The following is a 17,770-nucleotide window of genomic DNA, read 5'->3' on the forward strand; positions in this document are numbered from 1 at the left end:
CAGTCTTTATGGATCAATATCAGCGGAATACAGGCACTGAGTTACGTATATTATCTTTTTTAAGATGAAATCAGTCTGGCTTGTGAGTTCTTTAGTTGATGACATCATTGACAGTCCGTTATTTATTTCATTATCAATGGGGACCTTATTATGAAAATTTTAATCTTCGCTTCCTTTGTCGGTCTTAGCTTAATTCCTTCAGCCTGGGCGGATGGAAACATTAACATTCATGAGCATGTTAATAATGCCCAGGCGGCAGCGCACCAACAACCGTCTTCATTCGTTCCTGAATCTGTCAGGGGGAAAGTATCACAAATGAAGAGTATGGATCAGCAAGAACAGGCCCTTATTGTTCATAATTCCATGAAAAATGGTGCTTCTGATGCCCATCAGAAAATGGCGAAGAACCATCAGAAGATGTCTGATGAGATGGCCGGCATGAAATCAAGTACCGCGCCATCTTTTGCAGAAATGGATGAACATGAAAGGGCCACCGTTGTCCACGAAAATATGAGTAACGGCCAGTCAGAAGCACACCAGTCAATGGCTGCAATACATCGCGGCATGAAGTAAAACTGACGGAAGCGGGTTGCTATATCAGTCCTTAATATTTTATTCAGATGCAGAAATTCGTACCTTACAGATACGAACCATTTATTCAAATCAGCCCCTGTTCGGGGCTTTTTTGCAACACTTATAAACGAACAGCATCTTTTTATGATATTTAATTTTATTTTTTATTTTCCTGATGCAATTGAAGACTTTATCGATTCGAACTAATGCTGAGGAATTCTGTCGAAGCCATTTCAACCATGTTAGTATTTTTACATGGCGCAATTTGTTATTTCTAAATAAATGGCTTGCTTAATTCTGCTTGTTTTTTCGAGTGCTGCCAAAGCACGTTAATCAATTTCTTTGTCAATTATTTTAAATACTTACGGGCGAAGCAATAATGCGCTTTCCTGAACGGTTTAGAGTTTTTCATTATGCATGACAGCGGCGTATACGACATTAAACGTAAAAAAATGACCTTCAAAATTTATTGGTTCTGATGACATTCTGTAAGCGGCTGTATTTTCATTTCGATGCTTTCTATCGTTTCAGCATGAGGCCGTTCAGGCATAACCTGAAGATAAATCGCAGATTGCAGTGCAGGTTCAGGGCGGTTAGCTGGCAGACAACACTTGAACCGGGTAAAAAAGGTAAATACAGTTACACCTTACTGCTCGTTGAGTAAACCGGGGTCTGCGGTAAAAAGAATGTTTAAAATATAAAAATGTAGCCCGCCACAGTCAGCGGGCCGGCTGAAATCAGCCTGAAAGAAGATTTACCGGAAATACATTAATGATGAGGGTAATACACAAAACATCCCGGATGCAGTGGCAAAGAAGAATAGAAAACTCCGGGCGAATTTTCTGTCTACATACTATCCGTTATTTCTCTTCCAGCATCATTTTACGGTGCATATCGATAATGCTCTGATGCGCAGCTGAGTTTGCATTATCCATGCTCTCATGCGCAAGAATGGCACGTTCATGCTCATTCATCGAAGAGACAGAAACACGGTTATCAGTGTTATCTGGTGCTGTTTCAGGATGCTGCTGTGCCCATGCGGACGAAGCGGAAATCAGGATCATAAGAGGGATAAGCATTACTTTTTTCATGGTGGCAGTCCTTAACGTTGAATGTAAAAGAAGAATAAACAATTACCAGCCGGGTTTACCTGTGGCCTTAGTGATGTTCATCGTACAGAAGAAAAAACGTTACGGCGAAAAATGACAGAAATGTAATTTATAAACAGTGCGTTCCAACATTACACAATTGTAATCACACAAAGTCTGTAGCTGTGGTAGCTTTCCGGTAACAAAAAATTTTTCATCCTGAACGGTAAGCACGGCTTGTGCTTCCGATGCGGAGAGAGCCATTCTCCCGGGATAACAGGAAATTGCCGGAGTTCAGTCATGCAGCTTAAAAGTTCACGACGTAATTTCATTAAAGGGATCACTGCCACTGGCATTGTGGGCGGACTGGGCCTGCGAACATTCGATGCATTCTCGGCGGTAAGCCTGATGCAGTCCCGCACACTTACCGGCACAGACTTTGATCTGTTTATTGGCGAGACGCCGCTTAATATCACCGGTAAAACCCGGTATGCAAAAACCATTAATGCCGGCCTGCCAGGCCCTCTGTTGCGCTGGAAAGAAGGCGATACCGTTACATTAAGAGTTAAAAATCGCCTTTCTGAACCGACATCAATTCACTGGCATGGCATTCTTCTGCCAGCGAATATGGATGGCGTACCGGGACTGAGTTTTCATGGTATTGAGCCGGACGATACCTATGTTTACTCCTTTAAGCTAAAGCAGAACGGTACATACTGGTATCACAGCCATTCCGGCCTGCAGGAGCAGGACGGTGTTTATGGCCCGATTATTATTGATGCTGCTGAACCAGAACCGTTTGTCTGGGACAGCGAACACATAGTCATGCTTACCGACTGGTCTGATGAAAAAGCATCAGACATTCTCGCCAAACTGAAAAAGCAGTCCGATTATTACAACTTTGCGAAACCTACCGTTTCTGACTTTTTCCGTGACGCCAGGGAAAAAGGTCTCGGCAGTACCTTGTCCGATCGGAAAATGTGGGCAGAAATGAAGATGAATCCGACGGATCTGGCAGACGTCAGTGGTGCCACATATACCTATCTCATGAACGGACAGGGGCCTGGAAAAAACTGGACAGGGCTGTTCCGTAAAGGCGAGAAGGTACGCCTGCGTTTCATTAACGGTTCCGCCATGACCTACTTTGATGTGCGCATTCCAGGGCTGAAAATGACGGTCGTGGCGGCTGATGGTCAGTATGTCAAGCCTGTTGCTGTTGACGAGTTTCGCATCGCTGTGGCCGAAACTTACGATGTAATCGTGGAGCCGGCTGAAGATGCCTACACTATTTTCGCGCAGTCTATGGACAGAAGCGGCTACGCTCGCGGCACGCTGGCTGTCCGTAAAGGGCTTTATGCTCCGGTACCGGATCCGGATCCACGCCCCTGGCTAACTATGGACGATATGGGGATGGGCGGGATGGATCACGGCAGCATGGGCGATATGGATCACAGCCAGATGCAGAGCATGAATAACGACACCATGACAGGCATGGATGGTAATGCTATGCAGGCTATGGATGGCTCAGCTGTATCCGGAGCAGCAGAAAGTATGCCGGAAATGGACCATAGCGCCATGGCCGGGATGGATCACGGCAGTATGAGTGGCATGGGGGACATGCAGAAACATCCTGCATCTGAAACAGACAATCCACTGGTTGATATGCAGGCCATGATGCCGGCGCCTAAATTAAGTGACCCGGGCATTGGTTTACGTAATAACGGCAGAAAAGTCCTTACGTATGCCGATCTGAAAAGCACATTCGAAGATCCGGACGGGCGTGAGCCGTCGCGTACCATCGAGCTACATCTCACCGGACATATGGAAAAATTCGCCTGGTCATTCAACGGTATTAAATTCTCCGATTCAGAACCGGTTACGCTGCGATATGGAGAACGCGTGCGTGTGGTGCTGGTTAACGACACGATGATGACGCACCCCATTCACCTGCATGGTATGTGGAGCGATCTGGAGGATGAGGACGGTAATTTCCTGGTACGCAAACACACTATCGATATGCCTCCGGGCACCCGCCGAAGCTATCGGGTGACTGCCGATGCACTCGGGCGGTGGGCTTATCACTGTCATCTTCTTTTCCATATGGAAACCGGCATGTTTCGTGAAGTCCGGGTTACAGAGTGAGGTAGCGATAATGTCAGTTTCAGGATGGAATGATATGACAAAGTATTTTTCACGTTCCGCTGCAGGATTGCTGGCCTGCACTGCGTTTGCCGGAGCGATAGTGATGCCCGCGTTTGCAGCACCTACGGGATCATCTGACAATATACAACAGCATGATATGTCAGGCATGGACCATTCTGCTATGCAGGGAATGGATCATGCGTCAATGGAAGGAATGATGCATGGGGCATCCGGTATGGAGGGTATGGAATCCATGCAGCCCGCGGCGCCAGCAGAAAGCCGTACACCCATTCCGCCGGTTACGGAGGCGGACCGTAAGGCAGCATTCCCGGACGTACATGGGCATAAGGTTCATGACAACAGCATAAATTACTTTGTGCTTGCCGATCAGCTGGAATGGCAAAAAAACAACAATCCGGGTGGCTTCAGCTGGGATGTAAGCGGCTGGGCTGGCGGGGATATCAATCGACTCTGGTTACGTAGCGAAGGTGAAACCACCCGAGGTAAAGTCGAATCCGCAGAAGTTCAGGCTTTATGGGGACATGCTCTGACACCCTGGTGGGACGTGGTTGCCGGTGCCCGGCAGGATTTCAGGCCCGGAAAACCGCAAACCTGGCTGGCTGCTGGTTTTCAGGGCATGGCGTTGTACAACTTTGAAAGCGAGCTGACTGCGTTTGCCGGCGAGCAGGGACGGACTGCGCTCAGGCTGGAAGCCGAATACGATGTGTTGCTGACCAATCGCCTGATCCTGCAGCCTTCCTTTGAGGCAAATATTTACGGGAAAGATGATGAAGCACGGGAAACCGGTAAAGGCCTTTCCAGTACCGAACTTGCTCTTCGCCTTCGCTATGAAGTGAAAAGAGAATTTGCACCTTACGTGGGAATTTCGTGGAGCCAGTTCTATGGCAATACTGCTGATATGGCTGCCCGTGAAGGTGAAAAAGATAATGAAGTGCGCTTCCTCCTCGGGGCTCGCATGTGGTTCTGATGCAGTTAATTCAAACAAAACAGGTATTATTATGAAACATTCATCTGCCAAATATTTCTTTGCTTTAGTTGCTTCTGTCGCGACTTTCGCTGCACAGGCGCATCCGGAACTTGCGTCTGCTGTCCCTGCTGATAAGTCTCAGATAACGGCACCGTCTAAACTGGAACTGCATTTCACCGAAAATCTGGTAACGAAATTTTCCGGCGCACGTCTTGTAATGACCGCCATGCCGGGCATGTCTTCTCATGCGCCAATGCCCGTTGCGGCGAAAGTCTCAGCGGGCAGCGATCCGAAAACGATGGTTATCACACCGGCAAAAACTCTGCCTGCAGGAACCTATAAAGTGGAGTGGCGGGCGGTATCTTCTGATACTCATCCCCGCACCGGCAACTACAGTTTTAGCGTGAAGTAATACCATGAACGATCAGACTTTTATTATCATCCGTTTTTTTCTTTACCTTGATCTTATGCTTCTTTTTGGCCTGCCTTTATTCGAAATTTATGGGGTAAAGGGAGTATTGAAGAAATCGGTATCGTTATTCAGTGTCTGGTCGTTCTTTTTTACGCTTATCTCTGCTGGCATGGTTTTGTCCCTTGCAAATATGCTGCTTGTCGCTCAGGCCATGAGTGGCTTCAGTGATCCCGGCGAACTGACTCTGCATATTATGGAGATGGTTGTCGGGGAAACTGCTGTGGGCATGAGCTGGGTTATCCGCTTCGCTGCGCTGGTCATGGCGTTTATCGGACTTGGCCTCCGGCTCAGGCATGTAGGGCTGTCACGTTATGTGCTTACCCTGTCCGGCGGTATAGCACTTGCTACACTGGCATGGGGCGGACATGCAGCAATGAATGACGGCATCAGCTACTATCTTCATCTTCTGAGCGATATTATTCATCTGACTGCGGCCGGGGCCTGGATCGGTGCACTGGCGGCTTTTACTCTGCTCTTATGCATCAAAAAGGCTGAAAAGGCTGTCTATGCCAGCCAGCTGGCCGCAGCGCTGTCGGGTTTTGCCCGGGCCGGCACGATCATTGTGCTGAGCATTGTCATCACCGCCGTGGTTAACTTCGTATTTATCGTTGAAAAGCCTCTGAGTACCCTGCCGGGCAGTGACTATGGTCTGCTGCTGCTGATAAAAACTGCTCTGTTTTTTCTGATGCTGCTGCTGGCCGCCGCCAATCGCTTCCGGCTTACACCGCGACTGGAAACGGCCCTGCGTCAGGGCCAATATAAGATGGGTATTTACCTGATGCGTAAAAGCATTATCACGGAATTTACTGTTTCGGTACTGATACTGGCAACCGTCGCCTGGCTGGGCACGCTGTCGCCGGGTACCGGTATGGAATAACGACTAACCGTAGCCTGCAGGAAAGCTGCCCATGACCACTATGCTGATCGTTGAGGATGAACTGAAAACCGGTACCTACCTGAGACAGGGGCTTCTGGAAGCGGGATATGATGTAACCCTTGTAAACGACGGGCGTCAGGGACTGGAGCATATCCTGCGACAGCATTATGATCTCATTATTCTGGATGTAATGCTGCCCTCAATGGACGGCTGGGATATTCTTCAGCAGATGCGTATGGCCCGGCACGAAGAGCCCGTGCTGTTTCTGACTGCCCGGGATAACGTCAGTGAAAAGATTAAAGGTCTCGATCTTGGCGCGGATGACTATCTGCTCAAACCCTTTGATTTTGCCGAGCTACTGGCGCGTATCCGCACCCTGCTCAGACGCAACCGTACGCAAACGTCCGGTACGCACCGCATTGCTGATTTGGTTATGGATGTCACCCGCCGGAGTGTGAGCCGTTCCGGCAAAAAGATACATTTGTCTGCTAAAGAATTTGTGCTGCTTGAGCTGCTGTTACAGCGGACCGGAGAGGTGCTGCCAAGGAGCCTGCTTTCATCTCTGGTCTGGAATATCAATTTTGAAAGCGATACCAATGTGATTGATGTGGCCGTCAGACGACTTCGCAGTAAGGTGGATGATGACTTTACACCAAAGCTTATTCACACGGTACGGGGTATCGGATATGTGCTGGAGATGCGGGAAGAGTGAAGCGTAACTGGTCTCTGACATCACGACTGAGCATAATTTTTGCCGGCGTGATGATGTCCGTCTGGCTTCTTTCGAGTGTGCTGCTTGTAGCCGCCCTCAGCAGTTATTTTCGTCATCAGGATGCCACATTGCTGACCGGAAAGCTTGAGCTTGCCACAGAGCTTCTTGAGGGTGAGGTGCACGCCGGAAAGCTCGACAGCGCATCGCTTGCACGAAAGCTTTCGGATGCCATGGTTGGTCACAGCGGACTTTATCTTTCCGTTAAAACAACTGATAACCAGATGCTGGCCGACTATTCATCTCCCGGTTTTTTGGTGCCTTATGAGCGGTTTAGCGGCGAAGCTACCCGTCCGGGTATTATGCAGACGGTGGAGGAAGACAGCAGGCGTTATAACGTTATGGTCAGAAAAATTAATGCGAAGAGCGCAGGTAAACTAAACGATGTACTGATTACGGCAGCCTATGATACCAGCCTTCATGATGAGTTTATCGGTCAGCTTAAAAGATGGCTGGTCTGGTTTAATGTCGCTCTGATATTTATCTCCGTTTTTCTGGGATGGCTCGTCACCCGGATGGGACTCAGGCCTCTGAATGAAATAAACCGGCTTGCCTCGGCGATTACGATTAACAGCCTGAGCAAACGTCTCCCTGGCCATAATCTGCCAGCCGAACTGAAGGTAACAGTAGCTGAATTTAACAGCATGCTTGAACGGCTGGAAGATTCATTTAGTCGTCTGTCTGAGTTCTCTTCGGATATCGCGCATGAACTGCGTACCCCTGTCAGTAATCTAATGATGCAGACTCAGGTTGCGCTGTCACGTGAACGTGATGCCGAAAGTTACCGTGAGGTGCTTTTTTCAAATCTGGAAGAGCTGAGCCGGCTCGCCAGAATGAGCAGTGATATGCTTTTCCTGGCTAAATCTGAAAACGGGCTGATGCCTCTGGAGAAACAGGACGTTTCGTTAAACGCAGAGCTGGAAGAGCTCCTCGATTTTTTTGAACCGCTTGCCGGTGACAGCGGCAAAACGCTTTCTCTGCAGGGGGAGGCAGTTGTCAGAGGCGATCGCCTGATGCTGCGTCGTGCAATGAGTAATCTGATAACTAACGCCATAAAATATTCATTACCCGGATCAGCCATTAATGTGCTGGCTGAACACCACGCCGGCAGGGTTTTTATACATGTCTCTAACCCCACAGAAAATATCAACCGGGATAGTCTGAACCGGCTTTTTGACCGCTTTTACCGGGGCGACGCTTCCCGTCAGCATAATACGGACGGTGCCGGGCTGGGGTTGTCCATCACCCGTTCTGTTTTACTGGCTCATGAGGGCGATCTGCAGGTTTCCATGAACAATAATGTAATTACGTTCACGGCCATGATACCGGCTCCCCGGGAGGTGTCTTAACGTTTTACCAGCAGGTCGGCAATTTTCATGGTCTTGTACTGCCTTAGTATCAGTAATAGGTTTCCCGGCACATTAAAGGATATCGGGAAAATCTGAAGTCTGAATCCAATACATGAAGGAGTGACGTTATGAAAAAAACGCATTTTGTTTTTGCTTCACTGATTTTTGCCCTGCCGGCTGCCGTTATAGCTCAGCAGCCGGACTCAAAGATGTCCCAGGATATGAATATGTCTCCGGCTTCAAAAGAGTACATGTCTGGTATGCAAAAGATGCACAGCGGCATGATGAATGCCATGAAGGAGCAGGACGCTGACAGAGCGTTTGCCTCGGGCATGATTGAGCACCACAAAGGGGCTATTGCCATGGCCGAAACGGAACTGAAATACGGGAAAGATCCGGAAATGAAGAAGATGGCAGAGGACATTATCAAAGCGCAAAAAGGTGAAATTGAGCATATGGAAACGTGGCTGAAAAAATAATCCTCTTCCGCTTTGGGGTCTGTTAACGTAAAGCAGGTTTCTGGCGGAGGACCTCTGGGAATCTTTCATGAGAAAGTAATATAACCTGTCTGAACCTTCGCCCCGGGTCCAGCATTCATTTTTCAGGCGAAATGGTTCTCCGGGGCGAAACAGGGTGCTTTACTGTTTTTTCAATGCATAATCCAGTTTTTCCATATCGTTAACGACAATTTCTTGCTCGTCAGCTGTCAGCGGAACTTCCTCCAGATAACGCTTCACTGAAGCCTTACTTTCCAGCAACAGGCCTCTGGCGCTTTCTTTAGGAAGGTTAAAATCGCACCCGATACAGGCCATACGGTGAGGGCAACTGCTCCAGAATGGGTTCGTACAGAAAGAATCCCCTAAATCGTAATAGGTTGCCGGTCCGGTCAGGCTGACAGCTTCCGGATCATGATCGATTAGCACGCTCATCATATGCGCCACCCGGTCCGCCTTCACAAAAGACACAGCCAGCTGGGTAGGACGTATACGAATATAATGCATGGTGGACTGAGGCGTAGAATGACCTGACCACTGCATCAGCTCATACAAAGACATGCCCTGCGGAACACTGGCCAGGGCTGTAACTGCTGAAGCGCGCCCCCGATGGCTGGTAATTGGGCCCCGGCTGTCTTCCACAGGCACACCCCCGGGATGACAGTCCGGTTTATGACATCCCTGCCGACAGGTTTGCCCCGAAACTGAAACAGGAAGCGGACTTTTTCACCGGTACGCTCATCCGTAAGAGCTGCCTGTTCCTGTGGACGTTCGCTGAGCCAGATATCAACGTACTTTTTCACGACGGCAGAGATAGGTTTTACAAAGGCTTTAGACGTTTTTCCTGCCGGTACGCTGAGGTAGCAAAGCGTTCCTGCCAAAATGATGTTACCATCCTCCTGCCTGATATCATCCGCCTGCAGAGTGATGCAGCCAGCAGTAAGACGCATTAACTCGTTCTGGCGCAGCCCGGCATGTGTCCAGATAACGGCCATCGCCTGCAGCATGGACAGAGGATAGTGAATGTCACTCAGGAGATCTTCATGGCGCAGATTGAGGCTTGCCCAGATCAGCTTCAGCCAGACCGGATCATCAATGACGCGGGGATTTACACTCTGACGGAACAGTGGAGTGCCAGGCGTAGAGAGATGTCGTGCCGGACTGAATTTCAGTCGCCCCCAGCCCCAGTTTTCATAATCGATCATGAAACGGCGAACCGCATACACAAATCCGCTACGGGAATTCGGCAGCAAGGGCTCACCTATCCGGGCAGATTGCCGGGCACCTCCTCCGGTGCCCAGTGACAGCTCGCCCACCTTCATTCGTCCAACTGCCGCAATAAAGCTGGCACAGGTTTCCATTGTCCAGTCGGCCGGTTCGTGAATATCCGGATATTGCCGGGCAAGCCACAGCCCACAGCGGAGAATAAAACTGTACTGGTTCTCCCGTGATCGGGGGCGAAGCACTGACGTATCCCTCCATTTCCGGCACCACCTGACCCAGTCTGCCGCGATACCTTGCGTGGATTTTTCATGCCATTCTTTATAATTCCGCATACGCACAGAATTTTTTATGATGCCCATTGCGGCAAGTGCGTGTGAAACCCTGCCAGCTGTTTTTGCTATTCCCCGGTCGTGATAATTCTGCGCCCGCCACAGCAGATCGATCGTAAAGCTTTCAAGTTGAGGATTGTTATTCATCAGCATCAGTACGCCGAGTATGGCTGACAGAGCATTTTTCTGGTTCTGACTTTTATACCCAAGAGAAACCAGAACTTCAGTCAGACGGCTGAGCTCCTGACTAAAAATGTTCTGTCCAAAAATGGCTCGGGCATACAGCGATGGCGCGCCCTGATGCGGCAAACTGAACGGAGAAGAAAATGGGCCAAGATGAAAGGCAAAAGCGGCAAGCAGCGGCCTGCCTGATTCATTCTGCTGTAACAGAGAAATCCATTTTTCCTGCGGCCACTGCCAGCAGGGTTTCCCTGTCCGGTGTGTTTCTGCCAGAACTGAAAGAATTATGATTCTAATCAGCCTGTCACTGGTTCCACTGCGAGTGGCAATATCCTGCAAAGGCATCAGTAACAATGACAAAGAACCCGGCTGGTTGAGAGCGTCTGATCTGCGATAGCCTGTACTTAGCGCTGCCCGTTCTTCATCAGTGAGCACATCATTCAGCTGATAATTTGTACGTTCAAAGGGGCTGTAAGTACAAATGATTACTTCTTCTTTCATCAGCGAATCTCCGTCTGAAAAATAAGGCCGACAACTTTTCGATCAATTTCAGCTACTGCAGCGGCCATCCGGCCAGCTAAATCAGAACCTGAAAGATGGATGTAAATCTGGGTAGTACGCGGATCGCGGTGTCCTGCGTATGTGGCTAGTTCATGGAGTTTCCATCCAGAGCGTGCCAGGTGCGTCAGGCGAAGATGGCGGAAGGTATGTGTGGTGATTTGTGGAAGGCCTGCATCAAGAGCCCATTTCCGGACAGTTTTACTCCAGTTCCAGAAAGACAGGGGGGCACCGTGGTTACGATCAGAAGACGAGCGAAACAATGCACCTCCACGGTAACCCGCGAGCCGTAACTGCCGGAAATGATTTGCCAGCACCTGTGTTACGGCGGGACTGTAGCAGACTATCCTTTCCCGCCTGTTTTTCGTCGTTTCGGCGCGGACACGAATCAGACGATGAGCAGGGTCGATATCCTCAAGCGCCAGGGCTGTCACCTCTGCACGGCGGAGTGCACCAAAATAGGCAAGCGCGAGCATCAGCCGATCACGCAGGGAGGCAGTTGAAACATGTTTAAGAAATCTCAGCCATTGCTCATCATCAGGAATAACGGGCAGACGTGTGATACGGGGAACCAGACCACGTCCCGTATAAGCACTCCCCGGCAAACCCGCACGGGGTAATGGATTGAGACTGCATATATCCTGATAAATCAGAAAGTCATACCAGAGACGGATCGCAGAAAGGCGCAGCTGGAGCGTGGCGCTGGCCGCGGGAAAAGGCATGCCGGGTAACTGAGGGCGGATGTAGACGGCCAGGTCTTCAAACCGGGCCTTTTCAGGTTCAATGCTGTTATGGCTGCAGAACGCAAAATAATGGCTGAGGGCACTGCGGTAGGCGGAGAGTGTGGCCTGAGCCCGGCCCAGGTCGGACAGCAGTTTTAGCCAGCGCTCCGCCAGTACCAGAACGTCCTCATTTGGTGGAATCATCATGGTGTTTACCTCTGATAGCAGCATTGCTGCTCAAAGATTAGCCAGTCGATGTTGCATTCCAATTAACTTACTACAGCGCATAATTCGAGCTGAAAACGTACACGCGCTCCGGAAAATCCTGATTCTTTATCTTGAACCATGGCGCGCCCATGCTGATGCCAAGTTTTTTAGCGCCGTCGCTGCGCGCGATGACGCAGCCGTCATTATTGCTCAGCACCACAACTGGTTTACCGCGCAGATCTGGCCGGAAAAGTGCCTCACAGCTGGCATAGAAAGAGTTCACGTCGGCCAGACCAAACATGAGCATGATCACCTCCGGGCGCGCGTGCTGTTAAAAAACCAGGTCACTACGCCAAGCAGCTGCAACTCCTCCGGGTATATAACAGGGTATGCCGGATTCATGGGTAGCAGGGCGAGGCGGGGATGCAGCTGCAGGCGCTTGACCGTGAACTCACCGTTCACTTCGGCAATGACGATATCTCCGTGCGAGGGCTCCTCGGCGCGGTCAACCACCATGACGTCTCCGTCATAAAGTCCGAGACCTTCCATACTGCTGCCGCTGGCTCGCACGAAAAAAGTGGAGGCGCGACGGCGGATGCAAAGTTCGTTGAGATCGAGCTCTTCTTCGACGTAGTCAGCAGCCGGGGAAGGGAAGCCTGCCGCACATGACTCTGCATATAGGGGAACCCGGACGCGGGGTGTGAAAATCGGGGGCCAGAGCAGCGTCAGGCCCGGAGCATAACTACCGGGTGTCATGATCCCGTCCCGGGGAAAATTGTCAGCGGGCCGGTGTCTGCAGTGTGTGAATTGCGCATAAAAATCCTCCTCTGATTATACTGGTTATGTGTACAGTATTATTGAGACCAATTTATCTGGCAAGAGGGAGCAAACCGGGAGAGCTTTAAAAGAGATTTATATGGCTGAAAGATAATCGATTTTTTTGCCGTACGACTTAATATGTCACAGTAGGTATGCTCACAGAGCACTGGCTATACAGAGGACACTTCATGACATTTAATCTTGCAGCAGGATCCAAAGAGGAATGCGAGCGTATTAACGTTGACCTGGCTACAGCCGGCGTTGCATATAAAGAACGCCTGAACATGCCAGCTTTACCTGTAGAGGTAGAACGGCAGCAATCTGAAGCGTTCCGGGAATACTTCAGAAAGCGCCTGGCATATTACCGTCAGAAAGCACTGGATTTCCCCCGCGGCAACGACCCCGTTTACCTGAAAGAAGTAGAAAAAAGCTCAGCGGACGGACCGGTAATCACACAGGTTTCGGTCAGACGTTAGGATAGATTTATTACGTAGTCGCGCCATCAGTCATCTTCTGTAGCATCTGCAGTAGTAAATCCTTGCTCAGCTGATCGGAACGCAGTGCCGGCATCACGTTGATGAGCGTGAGCGTAACACTGGCCATCGCTATCGCACGTTTAACAGTTTTCGCATTTTCATAGTCTTTGTAAGTACGCAAACTGACGCCAAGCTCCCGGGCCGCCTGTTCACGACTCCAGAGGAGACTTTTACGCCATAGTCTGAGCTGCCATCCTGTCATCCATTTTCCTCCGATTTGCCAGCTTCAGATAATAGATGAAAAAGTGCAAAAACTGCACTTTTTGATATTTCTGCTTTTTTTATGTCTGGCCCTGCGCACGTTTAAAGGCATTTAACCGCCAAAAAATTCCAAAGTAGCTCCCTCCGTTTCGTCGGGCAGCACCGTGCCTTCACCTTAGCCGGGCGGCTTCGCCAACAAGGGAAGCTGTCGCCGTCCGCTCACCCGTTCCCCGCCGTGCGCGGGACATTCAGTCCGCTTCGTCGGCGCATGCGGCTTGCGCGGTCGCCCCTGTTTGCTCAGCTGTTTGCCCGGCTTCCGTGGCGGCACGGTGCAGATGGCACCGTGCAACCCTTAACGGAGGAGTCAATATGCCAAACTGGTGTGCCAACAGGCTGCGGGTTTCAGGCCCGGAATACCACGTAAAAAATGCGCTGGCGCTGATTGAAGGCGGGGACGGCGTTCCGCTTTACGCGCGGGCGGCTGCAGAAGGTATTCAGCTCTTTCTGGCGGGCTGTGCCGGGCTGCTGCGCCCGGTAGAAGCGACGGACTATGCCCCGTATCCTGCTCTTGTGAAGGGGACGGGAAGCGATACTCCGCAGAACCGCGCTTTTACGCAGTGGGTGGCGCAGCTGCGTGACGGCGCAGAACTGACGCCGGAAATCTGCAACAAGCTGCACGAACTGTGGCTGGCCAGTGGTCTGCAGCGCATGACGTGGTCATCGCTCTCTGCAGAGCAGCAGACGGTGATCGCCGGGCTGTGGCAGATAAAGCAGGGAGACTGGCACTGGATGCGGGGTAATAACGGCCTCAGCGAGTCGTGGGACAGCCAGTGCCGCGAAGACGCGCTGCCGCTGCAGGCGCTTCCGTTCGACATGCTGCAGCTGATCCCACCGCGTCTTGATGCGGAGATTAACGGATATAACGGACGTCTGCTCCACGGCGTGCCGGACGGGTTTAGCGACGTAGTTGAGCGCTGCGGCACAAAGTGGCCACACGCGCACGACCTCAACCTGTCGTACTTCAATGACACCACTTTTGAAGCCGACTTTGATACACCTTGGTCGCCACCCTCGCCGGAAGTACTGTGCACCTTAACTATGCGTTACAGTGTCACTGCTGAACACTGGTATGCCGAAGCAGGCTGCGGCTACTGCGGATGGGCGACCTACTCAGGCGGCGTTCAGCTTGATGAGTGCTGTGAGACGCTTGAGCGGAGCGAGGAAGCGGATGAGTATGGATACCATGACGTGACCGGCCCGGAGTGGATTATTAACAACGTGGCCAGCTACGGCGGCTGAACCGGAGGCGGCGGTGTGAGCCGCCAGATAAGCGATGAGAGCAATGACCGTACGGGAATTCAGGGCGCGGCTGGCCGCAGTCGGCGATGAAGAGCTATGCTGCGGCACCTTCTGGCTGGCAGAGGACTTTCTCAGCATTAACCCGGCCATGGCACCGCAGGAGATTGCAGCGGCCATGGAGTATGCCGAAGATCACCATGATGCTAACGAGGGATTTAACTGGTGGCATCTGGAGCAGGCCATTGAAGCCGTTATGCAGGAGGATGACAGGGCATAGCTCTGCACGGTTTACAGCCCGATGCTACCTGATGTCGCCGGTTACGGCGGCATCACTGCCGGAATAAAAAATGCAGTCGCTGCGCTCCGCCTTTGTGCCGTCTCTCGTCCTGCGGCCGGTCAACGGCGGACGTAAGTGCCGTGCCCTCACGGTAGCCGGGCGGCCTTGCAAACAAGGGAAGCTGTCGCCGGATTGCTCACCCGTTCCCCGCCGTACGCGGGACATTCAGTCCGCTACGGCGGCGCATGCGGCTTGCGCATCCGCCCCTGTTTGCTCCGCTGGTCGCCCGTCTGTGTGGAGGTCACGGCACCACTACCGGTGCTCCCTTCATGCACAGGAGCTTCACTATGTCTCGATTCATGCACGGCGACAGCGTACAGGTTATGGGCGGCTTTCCGGATAAAAGCATTGATTTTATCCTCACCGATCCGCCGTACCTCGTCGGCTTCAAAGACCGTTCCGGTCGTTCAATTGCCAACGACGTTAACAGCGAGTGGGTGACGCCTGCCAGCCGCGAGATGTTCCGGGTGCTCAAAGACAACAGCCTGGCGGTGAGCTTCTACGGCTGGAACCGGATAGATATTTTTATGCAGGCGTGGAAGGCGGCGGGGTTCCGCGTGGTGGGCCACATCGTGTTCACCAAGCCTTACGCCTCAAAGTCTGCGTTTGTGGGCTATCAGCACGAAAGCGCCTACGTGCTGGCCAAAGGGCGCCCGGCGCTGCCGGCGAAACCGCTGCCTGATGTAATGCCGTGGGAGTACACCGGCAACCGTTATCACCCGACCGAAAAGCCGGTCAGCGCCCTGCGGCCGCTGATTGAGACCTTTACGCAGCCCGGCGCCATTGTGCTGGACCCGTTTGCCGGCAGCGGTTCGACCTGCGTGGCCGCTCAGGAGTGCGGGCGCCGCTGGATCGGTATCGAGCTGATGGAGCAGTACCACGCCGCCGGCCTGCGCCGCCTGTATGCCCACCGCGACGCCCGCGCGGCCTGATGAAAGGAGATAACCCGATGAACGATCACACTATGCACACTGACAACGACACGCTGGCGGCCGACGTCGCCGACCTGGAAGAATCGCTGTATGAGTTTCACCTGCGGCTGCGCGACATGATTGCGCGCCACCTCTGGCACGGTGCCAGCCGGGAACAGCGAATGACGGGCCTGCTGATTGAGGGGATAGACAGCGACCTGGTTGAGCTCTACCGACGCGCGGCCGTGATGCAGAAACACCTGAGGGCGTGACTGACTAAAAAAAGAACACGACGCTGTATCCCTGCCGGCGCACGGCAGGGCCAGCTTTATCCACAGGGTTCCGGGGCGGATATGCACCCCGGATGTAGACAAGGGGATAAGGATGTTGCTGCGCGCCTTATTAATGCCGCCTGCGGCGGGGGAATAAAAACCGTGCGGTCCGCGGCCGGTGCCGTGACTTCACTTTAGCCCGGCCGCTGCGTGTTCAAGAGATCGCTTCGCTCACCGTCCTCACCCGTTCGCACTCGCCTCAGCGGGCTTACTCCCGTCGCGCCTCTGCTCATGCTTCGCGTCGCCGCCGTGCGTAAATCCGCCTCGTGCTCGCTTGCGCTGCGGCTTCCGGCGGTGCTCATGAACACTTCGCTTTTCGCCGGGCTGTCATTCAGTCACGGCACAGGCCGGAACTGTTAACCCCCTGACTGCGGAGATTTCTGATGAATACTGCCACCCCTGCTTTTGAGTCCGCGCGCGTCCTTGACGGCTATACGCGCCTGCGTTTTCTGCCGGCACTGTTTGGCGACGATTACATGCGCGCAGAAAACAACGTGTACCTGTACGCCGATCGTTTCCTGGCGGATTACGACGGCGGCGCGTGGGATTTTGTGCTGTTACCGTCAGGCGGTGGCTTCATGAAGCCCGCAGCGGAGGGAGAATGGCGATTCATCAATCCCGAAAATTACAGCGATGTGCGCCTGAGCAGCGAAGCGGCGGGCATCGTGATCACTTCACTGGTGTTCAATCACCGTAGCTGGATGTATGACCGCCACGACGAGGGCGAGCTGCGCGCGCTTTACTGCCGCCGTCACCGCCAGCTGACCGACTATGCCTTCACTCATCCCGAAGCCCGCACCATTTTTACCGCGCTGGACTGATTAACCCACGGGGCGCCAAAGAGCGCCCCGTTAACAGGAGAAAAAACATGATGTACGGGAACGTTAAAGAAGTGTGTGCCCACCTGATCGAATCATTCGGCGAGGACTGCCCCGTTGCGGTACTGGTCTGGACGCTGGAAGACGTGCGGGATAGCGCGGAATGCATGGATATCACAGAGGAAGAAGCGGGCAGGGTGCTGGAGTATATCGCAGAGGATGGCGACCACCGCCGCTATGGCATCGGGCGGGAAGAGGTGCGGGACATGCTGGGAAATCTGCGCGAGGAGGAGGCACAGACGCGGGAGGTAACGGTGTCCTCCACCGCGCTGGCACAGGTGATGCGCGTGGCGGGCGATTATATGCGCCTTGAGGATGTGCAGGGCGGTGAGGGAACGGCAAAACGCCTATGGCCACAGGAACATGAGGCTATCAGAGCGATGACGGACGTACTGGAAAAATAAAACGGGACAGGGCAGGGAAGCCCGCCGCCCCTTTCCGGCCGCGAAAACACCCTGCCGCCTCCGGCGGCCTGCGGGAGCCCC

The 17,770-nt window shown here is 52.4% G+C and carries 21 protein-coding genes and 1 pseudogene; 15 read left to right on the forward strand and 7 right to left on the reverse strand.

The window, feature by feature from the left end:
- The first annotated feature begins 150 nt into the window (after positions 1-150).
- The gene (locus HA43_RS06385) at positions 151-573 is read left to right on the forward strand and encodes a copper-binding protein (protein ID WP_094111236.1); all 423 of its coding nucleotides are present in this window, start codon (positions 151-153) and stop codon (positions 571-573) included.
- 860 nt (positions 574-1,433) lie between these two features.
- Here HA43_RS06385 and HA43_RS06390 read toward each other — a convergent pair.
- Complete coding sequence (locus tag HA43_RS06390; protein WP_128083784.1) at positions 1,434-1,652, reverse strand: hypothetical protein; 219 nt, start codon at positions 1,650-1,652, stop codon at positions 1,434-1,436.
- A 309-nt stretch (positions 1,653-1,961) separates the two neighbouring features.
- Here HA43_RS06390 and HA43_RS06395 point away from each other — a divergent pair, with 309 nt between their 5' ends.
- The 7 genes from HA43_RS06395 to copM all read left to right on the forward strand — a co-directional run bounded on the left by HA43_RS06395 (position 1,962) and on the right by copM (position 8,737).
- Positions 1,962-3,803 (forward strand): copper resistance system multicopper oxidase, encoded by a 1,842-nt coding sequence (locus HA43_RS06395; protein WP_065647970.1) that lies wholly within the window; start codon positions 1,962-1,964, stop codon positions 3,801-3,803.
- Between the two features lie 103 nt (positions 3,804-3,906).
- Complete coding sequence (locus tag HA43_RS06400; RefSeq protein ID WP_128083785.1) at positions 3,907-4,791, forward strand: copper resistance protein B; 885 nt, start codon at positions 3,907-3,909, stop codon at positions 4,789-4,791.
- A 31-nt stretch (positions 4,792-4,822) separates the two neighbouring features.
- On the forward strand, positions 4,823-5,203 hold the full coding sequence (gene copC, locus HA43_RS06405; RefSeq protein ID WP_065647972.1) for a copper homeostasis periplasmic binding protein CopC: 381 nt from the start codon (positions 4,823-4,825) through the stop codon (positions 5,201-5,203).
- Positions 5,204-5,207: 4 nt separating this feature from the next.
- Positions 5,208-6,140, forward strand: coding sequence for a copper homeostasis membrane protein CopD (copD, locus tag HA43_RS06410; RefSeq protein WP_094111239.1), 933 nt, complete (start codon positions 5,208-5,210; stop codon positions 6,138-6,140).
- A gap of 31 nt (positions 6,141-6,171) precedes the next feature.
- Positions 6,172-6,852 (forward strand): heavy metal response regulator transcription factor, encoded by a 681-nt coding sequence (locus tag HA43_RS06415; protein WP_094111240.1) that lies wholly within the window; start codon positions 6,172-6,174, stop codon positions 6,850-6,852.
- On the forward strand, positions 6,849-8,258 hold the full coding sequence (locus tag HA43_RS06420) for a heavy metal sensor histidine kinase (protein ID WP_065647975.1): 1,410 nt from the start codon (positions 6,849-6,851) through the stop codon (positions 8,256-8,258). Before HA43_RS06415 ends, HA43_RS06420 begins: the two co-directional genes overlap by 4 nt.
- A gap of 128 nt (positions 8,259-8,386) precedes the next feature.
- Entirely contained in the window at positions 8,387-8,737 is a 351-nt protein-coding gene (gene copM / locus HA43_RS06425; RefSeq protein ID WP_094111241.1) for a CopM family metallochaperone, read from the forward strand.
- Between the two features lie 159 nt (positions 8,738-8,896).
- On the opposite strand, the gene HA43_RS19175 is transcribed toward copM, so the two are convergent.
- The 5 genes and pseudogenes from HA43_RS19175 to umuD all read right to left on the reverse strand — a co-directional run bounded on the left by HA43_RS19175 (position 8,897) and on the right by umuD (position 12,728).
- Positions 8,897-9,190: a site-specific recombinase gene (locus tag HA43_RS19175; protein ID WP_244555213.1), complete on the reverse strand. Its 294-nt coding sequence runs from the start codon at positions 9,188-9,190 to the stop codon at positions 8,897-8,899.
- 104 nt (positions 9,191-9,294) lie between these two features.
- A complete protein-coding gene (locus HA43_RS06430) occupies positions 9,295-10,986 on the reverse strand; it encodes a site-specific integrase (protein WP_244555214.1) in 1,692 nt (563 codons plus the stop codon).
- Positions 10,986-11,972: a tyrosine-type recombinase/integrase gene (locus HA43_RS06435; protein WP_094111242.1), complete on the reverse strand. Its 987-nt coding sequence runs from the start codon at positions 11,970-11,972 to the stop codon at positions 10,986-10,988. The genes HA43_RS06430 and HA43_RS06435 overlap by 1 nt, the downstream gene beginning before the upstream one ends.
- A 73-nt stretch (positions 11,973-12,045) precedes the next feature.
- A pseudogene (locus HA43_RS06440) lies at positions 12,046-12,273 on the reverse strand (Y-family DNA polymerase); the annotation flags it as partial.
- Positions 12,274-12,281: 8 nt separating this feature from the next.
- Positions 12,282-12,728, reverse strand: a complete 447-nt coding sequence (gene umuD, locus HA43_RS06445; RefSeq protein ID WP_094111244.1) for a translesion error-prone DNA polymerase V autoproteolytic subunit — start codon at positions 12,726-12,728, stop codon at positions 12,282-12,284.
- A gap of 251 nt (positions 12,729-12,979) precedes the next feature.
- On the opposite strand from umuD, the gene HA43_RS06450 reads away from it, so the two are divergent.
- A complete protein-coding gene (locus HA43_RS06450) occupies positions 12,980-13,267 on the forward strand; it encodes a DNA polymerase III subunit theta (protein WP_094111245.1) in 288 nt (95 codons plus the stop codon).
- A 10-nt stretch (positions 13,268-13,277) separates the two neighbouring features.
- On the opposite strand, the gene HA43_RS06455 is transcribed toward HA43_RS06450, so the two are convergent.
- Complete coding sequence (locus tag HA43_RS06455; protein ID WP_094111246.1) at positions 13,278-13,529, reverse strand: helix-turn-helix domain-containing protein; 252 nt, start codon at positions 13,527-13,529, stop codon at positions 13,278-13,280.
- 368 nt (positions 13,530-13,897) lie between these two features.
- On the opposite strand from HA43_RS06455, the gene HA43_RS06460 reads away from it, so the two are divergent.
- The 6 genes from HA43_RS06460 (at position 13,898) to HA43_RS06485 (ending at position 17,689) form a co-directional block, all read left to right on the forward strand.
- Positions 13,898-14,827, forward strand: coding sequence for a DUF1281 domain-containing protein (locus HA43_RS06460; protein WP_094111247.1), 930 nt, complete (start codon positions 13,898-13,900; stop codon positions 14,825-14,827).
- 43 nt (positions 14,828-14,870) lie between these two features.
- Positions 14,871-15,104, forward strand: a complete 234-nt coding sequence (locus HA43_RS06465; RefSeq protein ID WP_094111248.1) for a hypothetical protein — start codon at positions 14,871-14,873, stop codon at positions 15,102-15,104.
- Positions 15,105-15,451: 347 nt separating this feature from the next.
- A complete protein-coding gene (locus HA43_RS06470; protein ID WP_094111249.1) occupies positions 15,452-16,096 on the forward strand; it encodes a DNA methyltransferase in 645 nt (214 codons plus the stop codon).
- A 17-nt stretch (positions 16,097-16,113) separates the two neighbouring features.
- Positions 16,114-16,347: a hypothetical protein gene (locus HA43_RS06475; RefSeq protein ID WP_094111250.1), complete on the forward strand. Its 234-nt coding sequence runs from the start codon at positions 16,114-16,116 to the stop codon at positions 16,345-16,347.
- A 443-nt stretch (positions 16,348-16,790) separates the two neighbouring features.
- Complete coding sequence (locus HA43_RS06480; protein ID WP_094111251.1) at positions 16,791-17,228, forward strand: antirestriction protein; 438 nt, start codon at positions 16,791-16,793, stop codon at positions 17,226-17,228.
- Between the two features lie 47 nt (positions 17,229-17,275).
- On the forward strand, positions 17,276-17,689 hold the full coding sequence (locus HA43_RS06485) for a DUF1380 family protein (RefSeq protein ID WP_094111252.1): 414 nt from the start codon (positions 17,276-17,278) through the stop codon (positions 17,687-17,689).
- Positions 17,690-17,770: the final 81 nt, after the last annotated feature.

The organism is Pantoea eucrina (assembly GCF_002095385.1).
Lineage (GTDB): Bacteria > Pseudomonadota > Gammaproteobacteria > Enterobacterales > Enterobacteriaceae > Pantoea > Pantoea eucrina.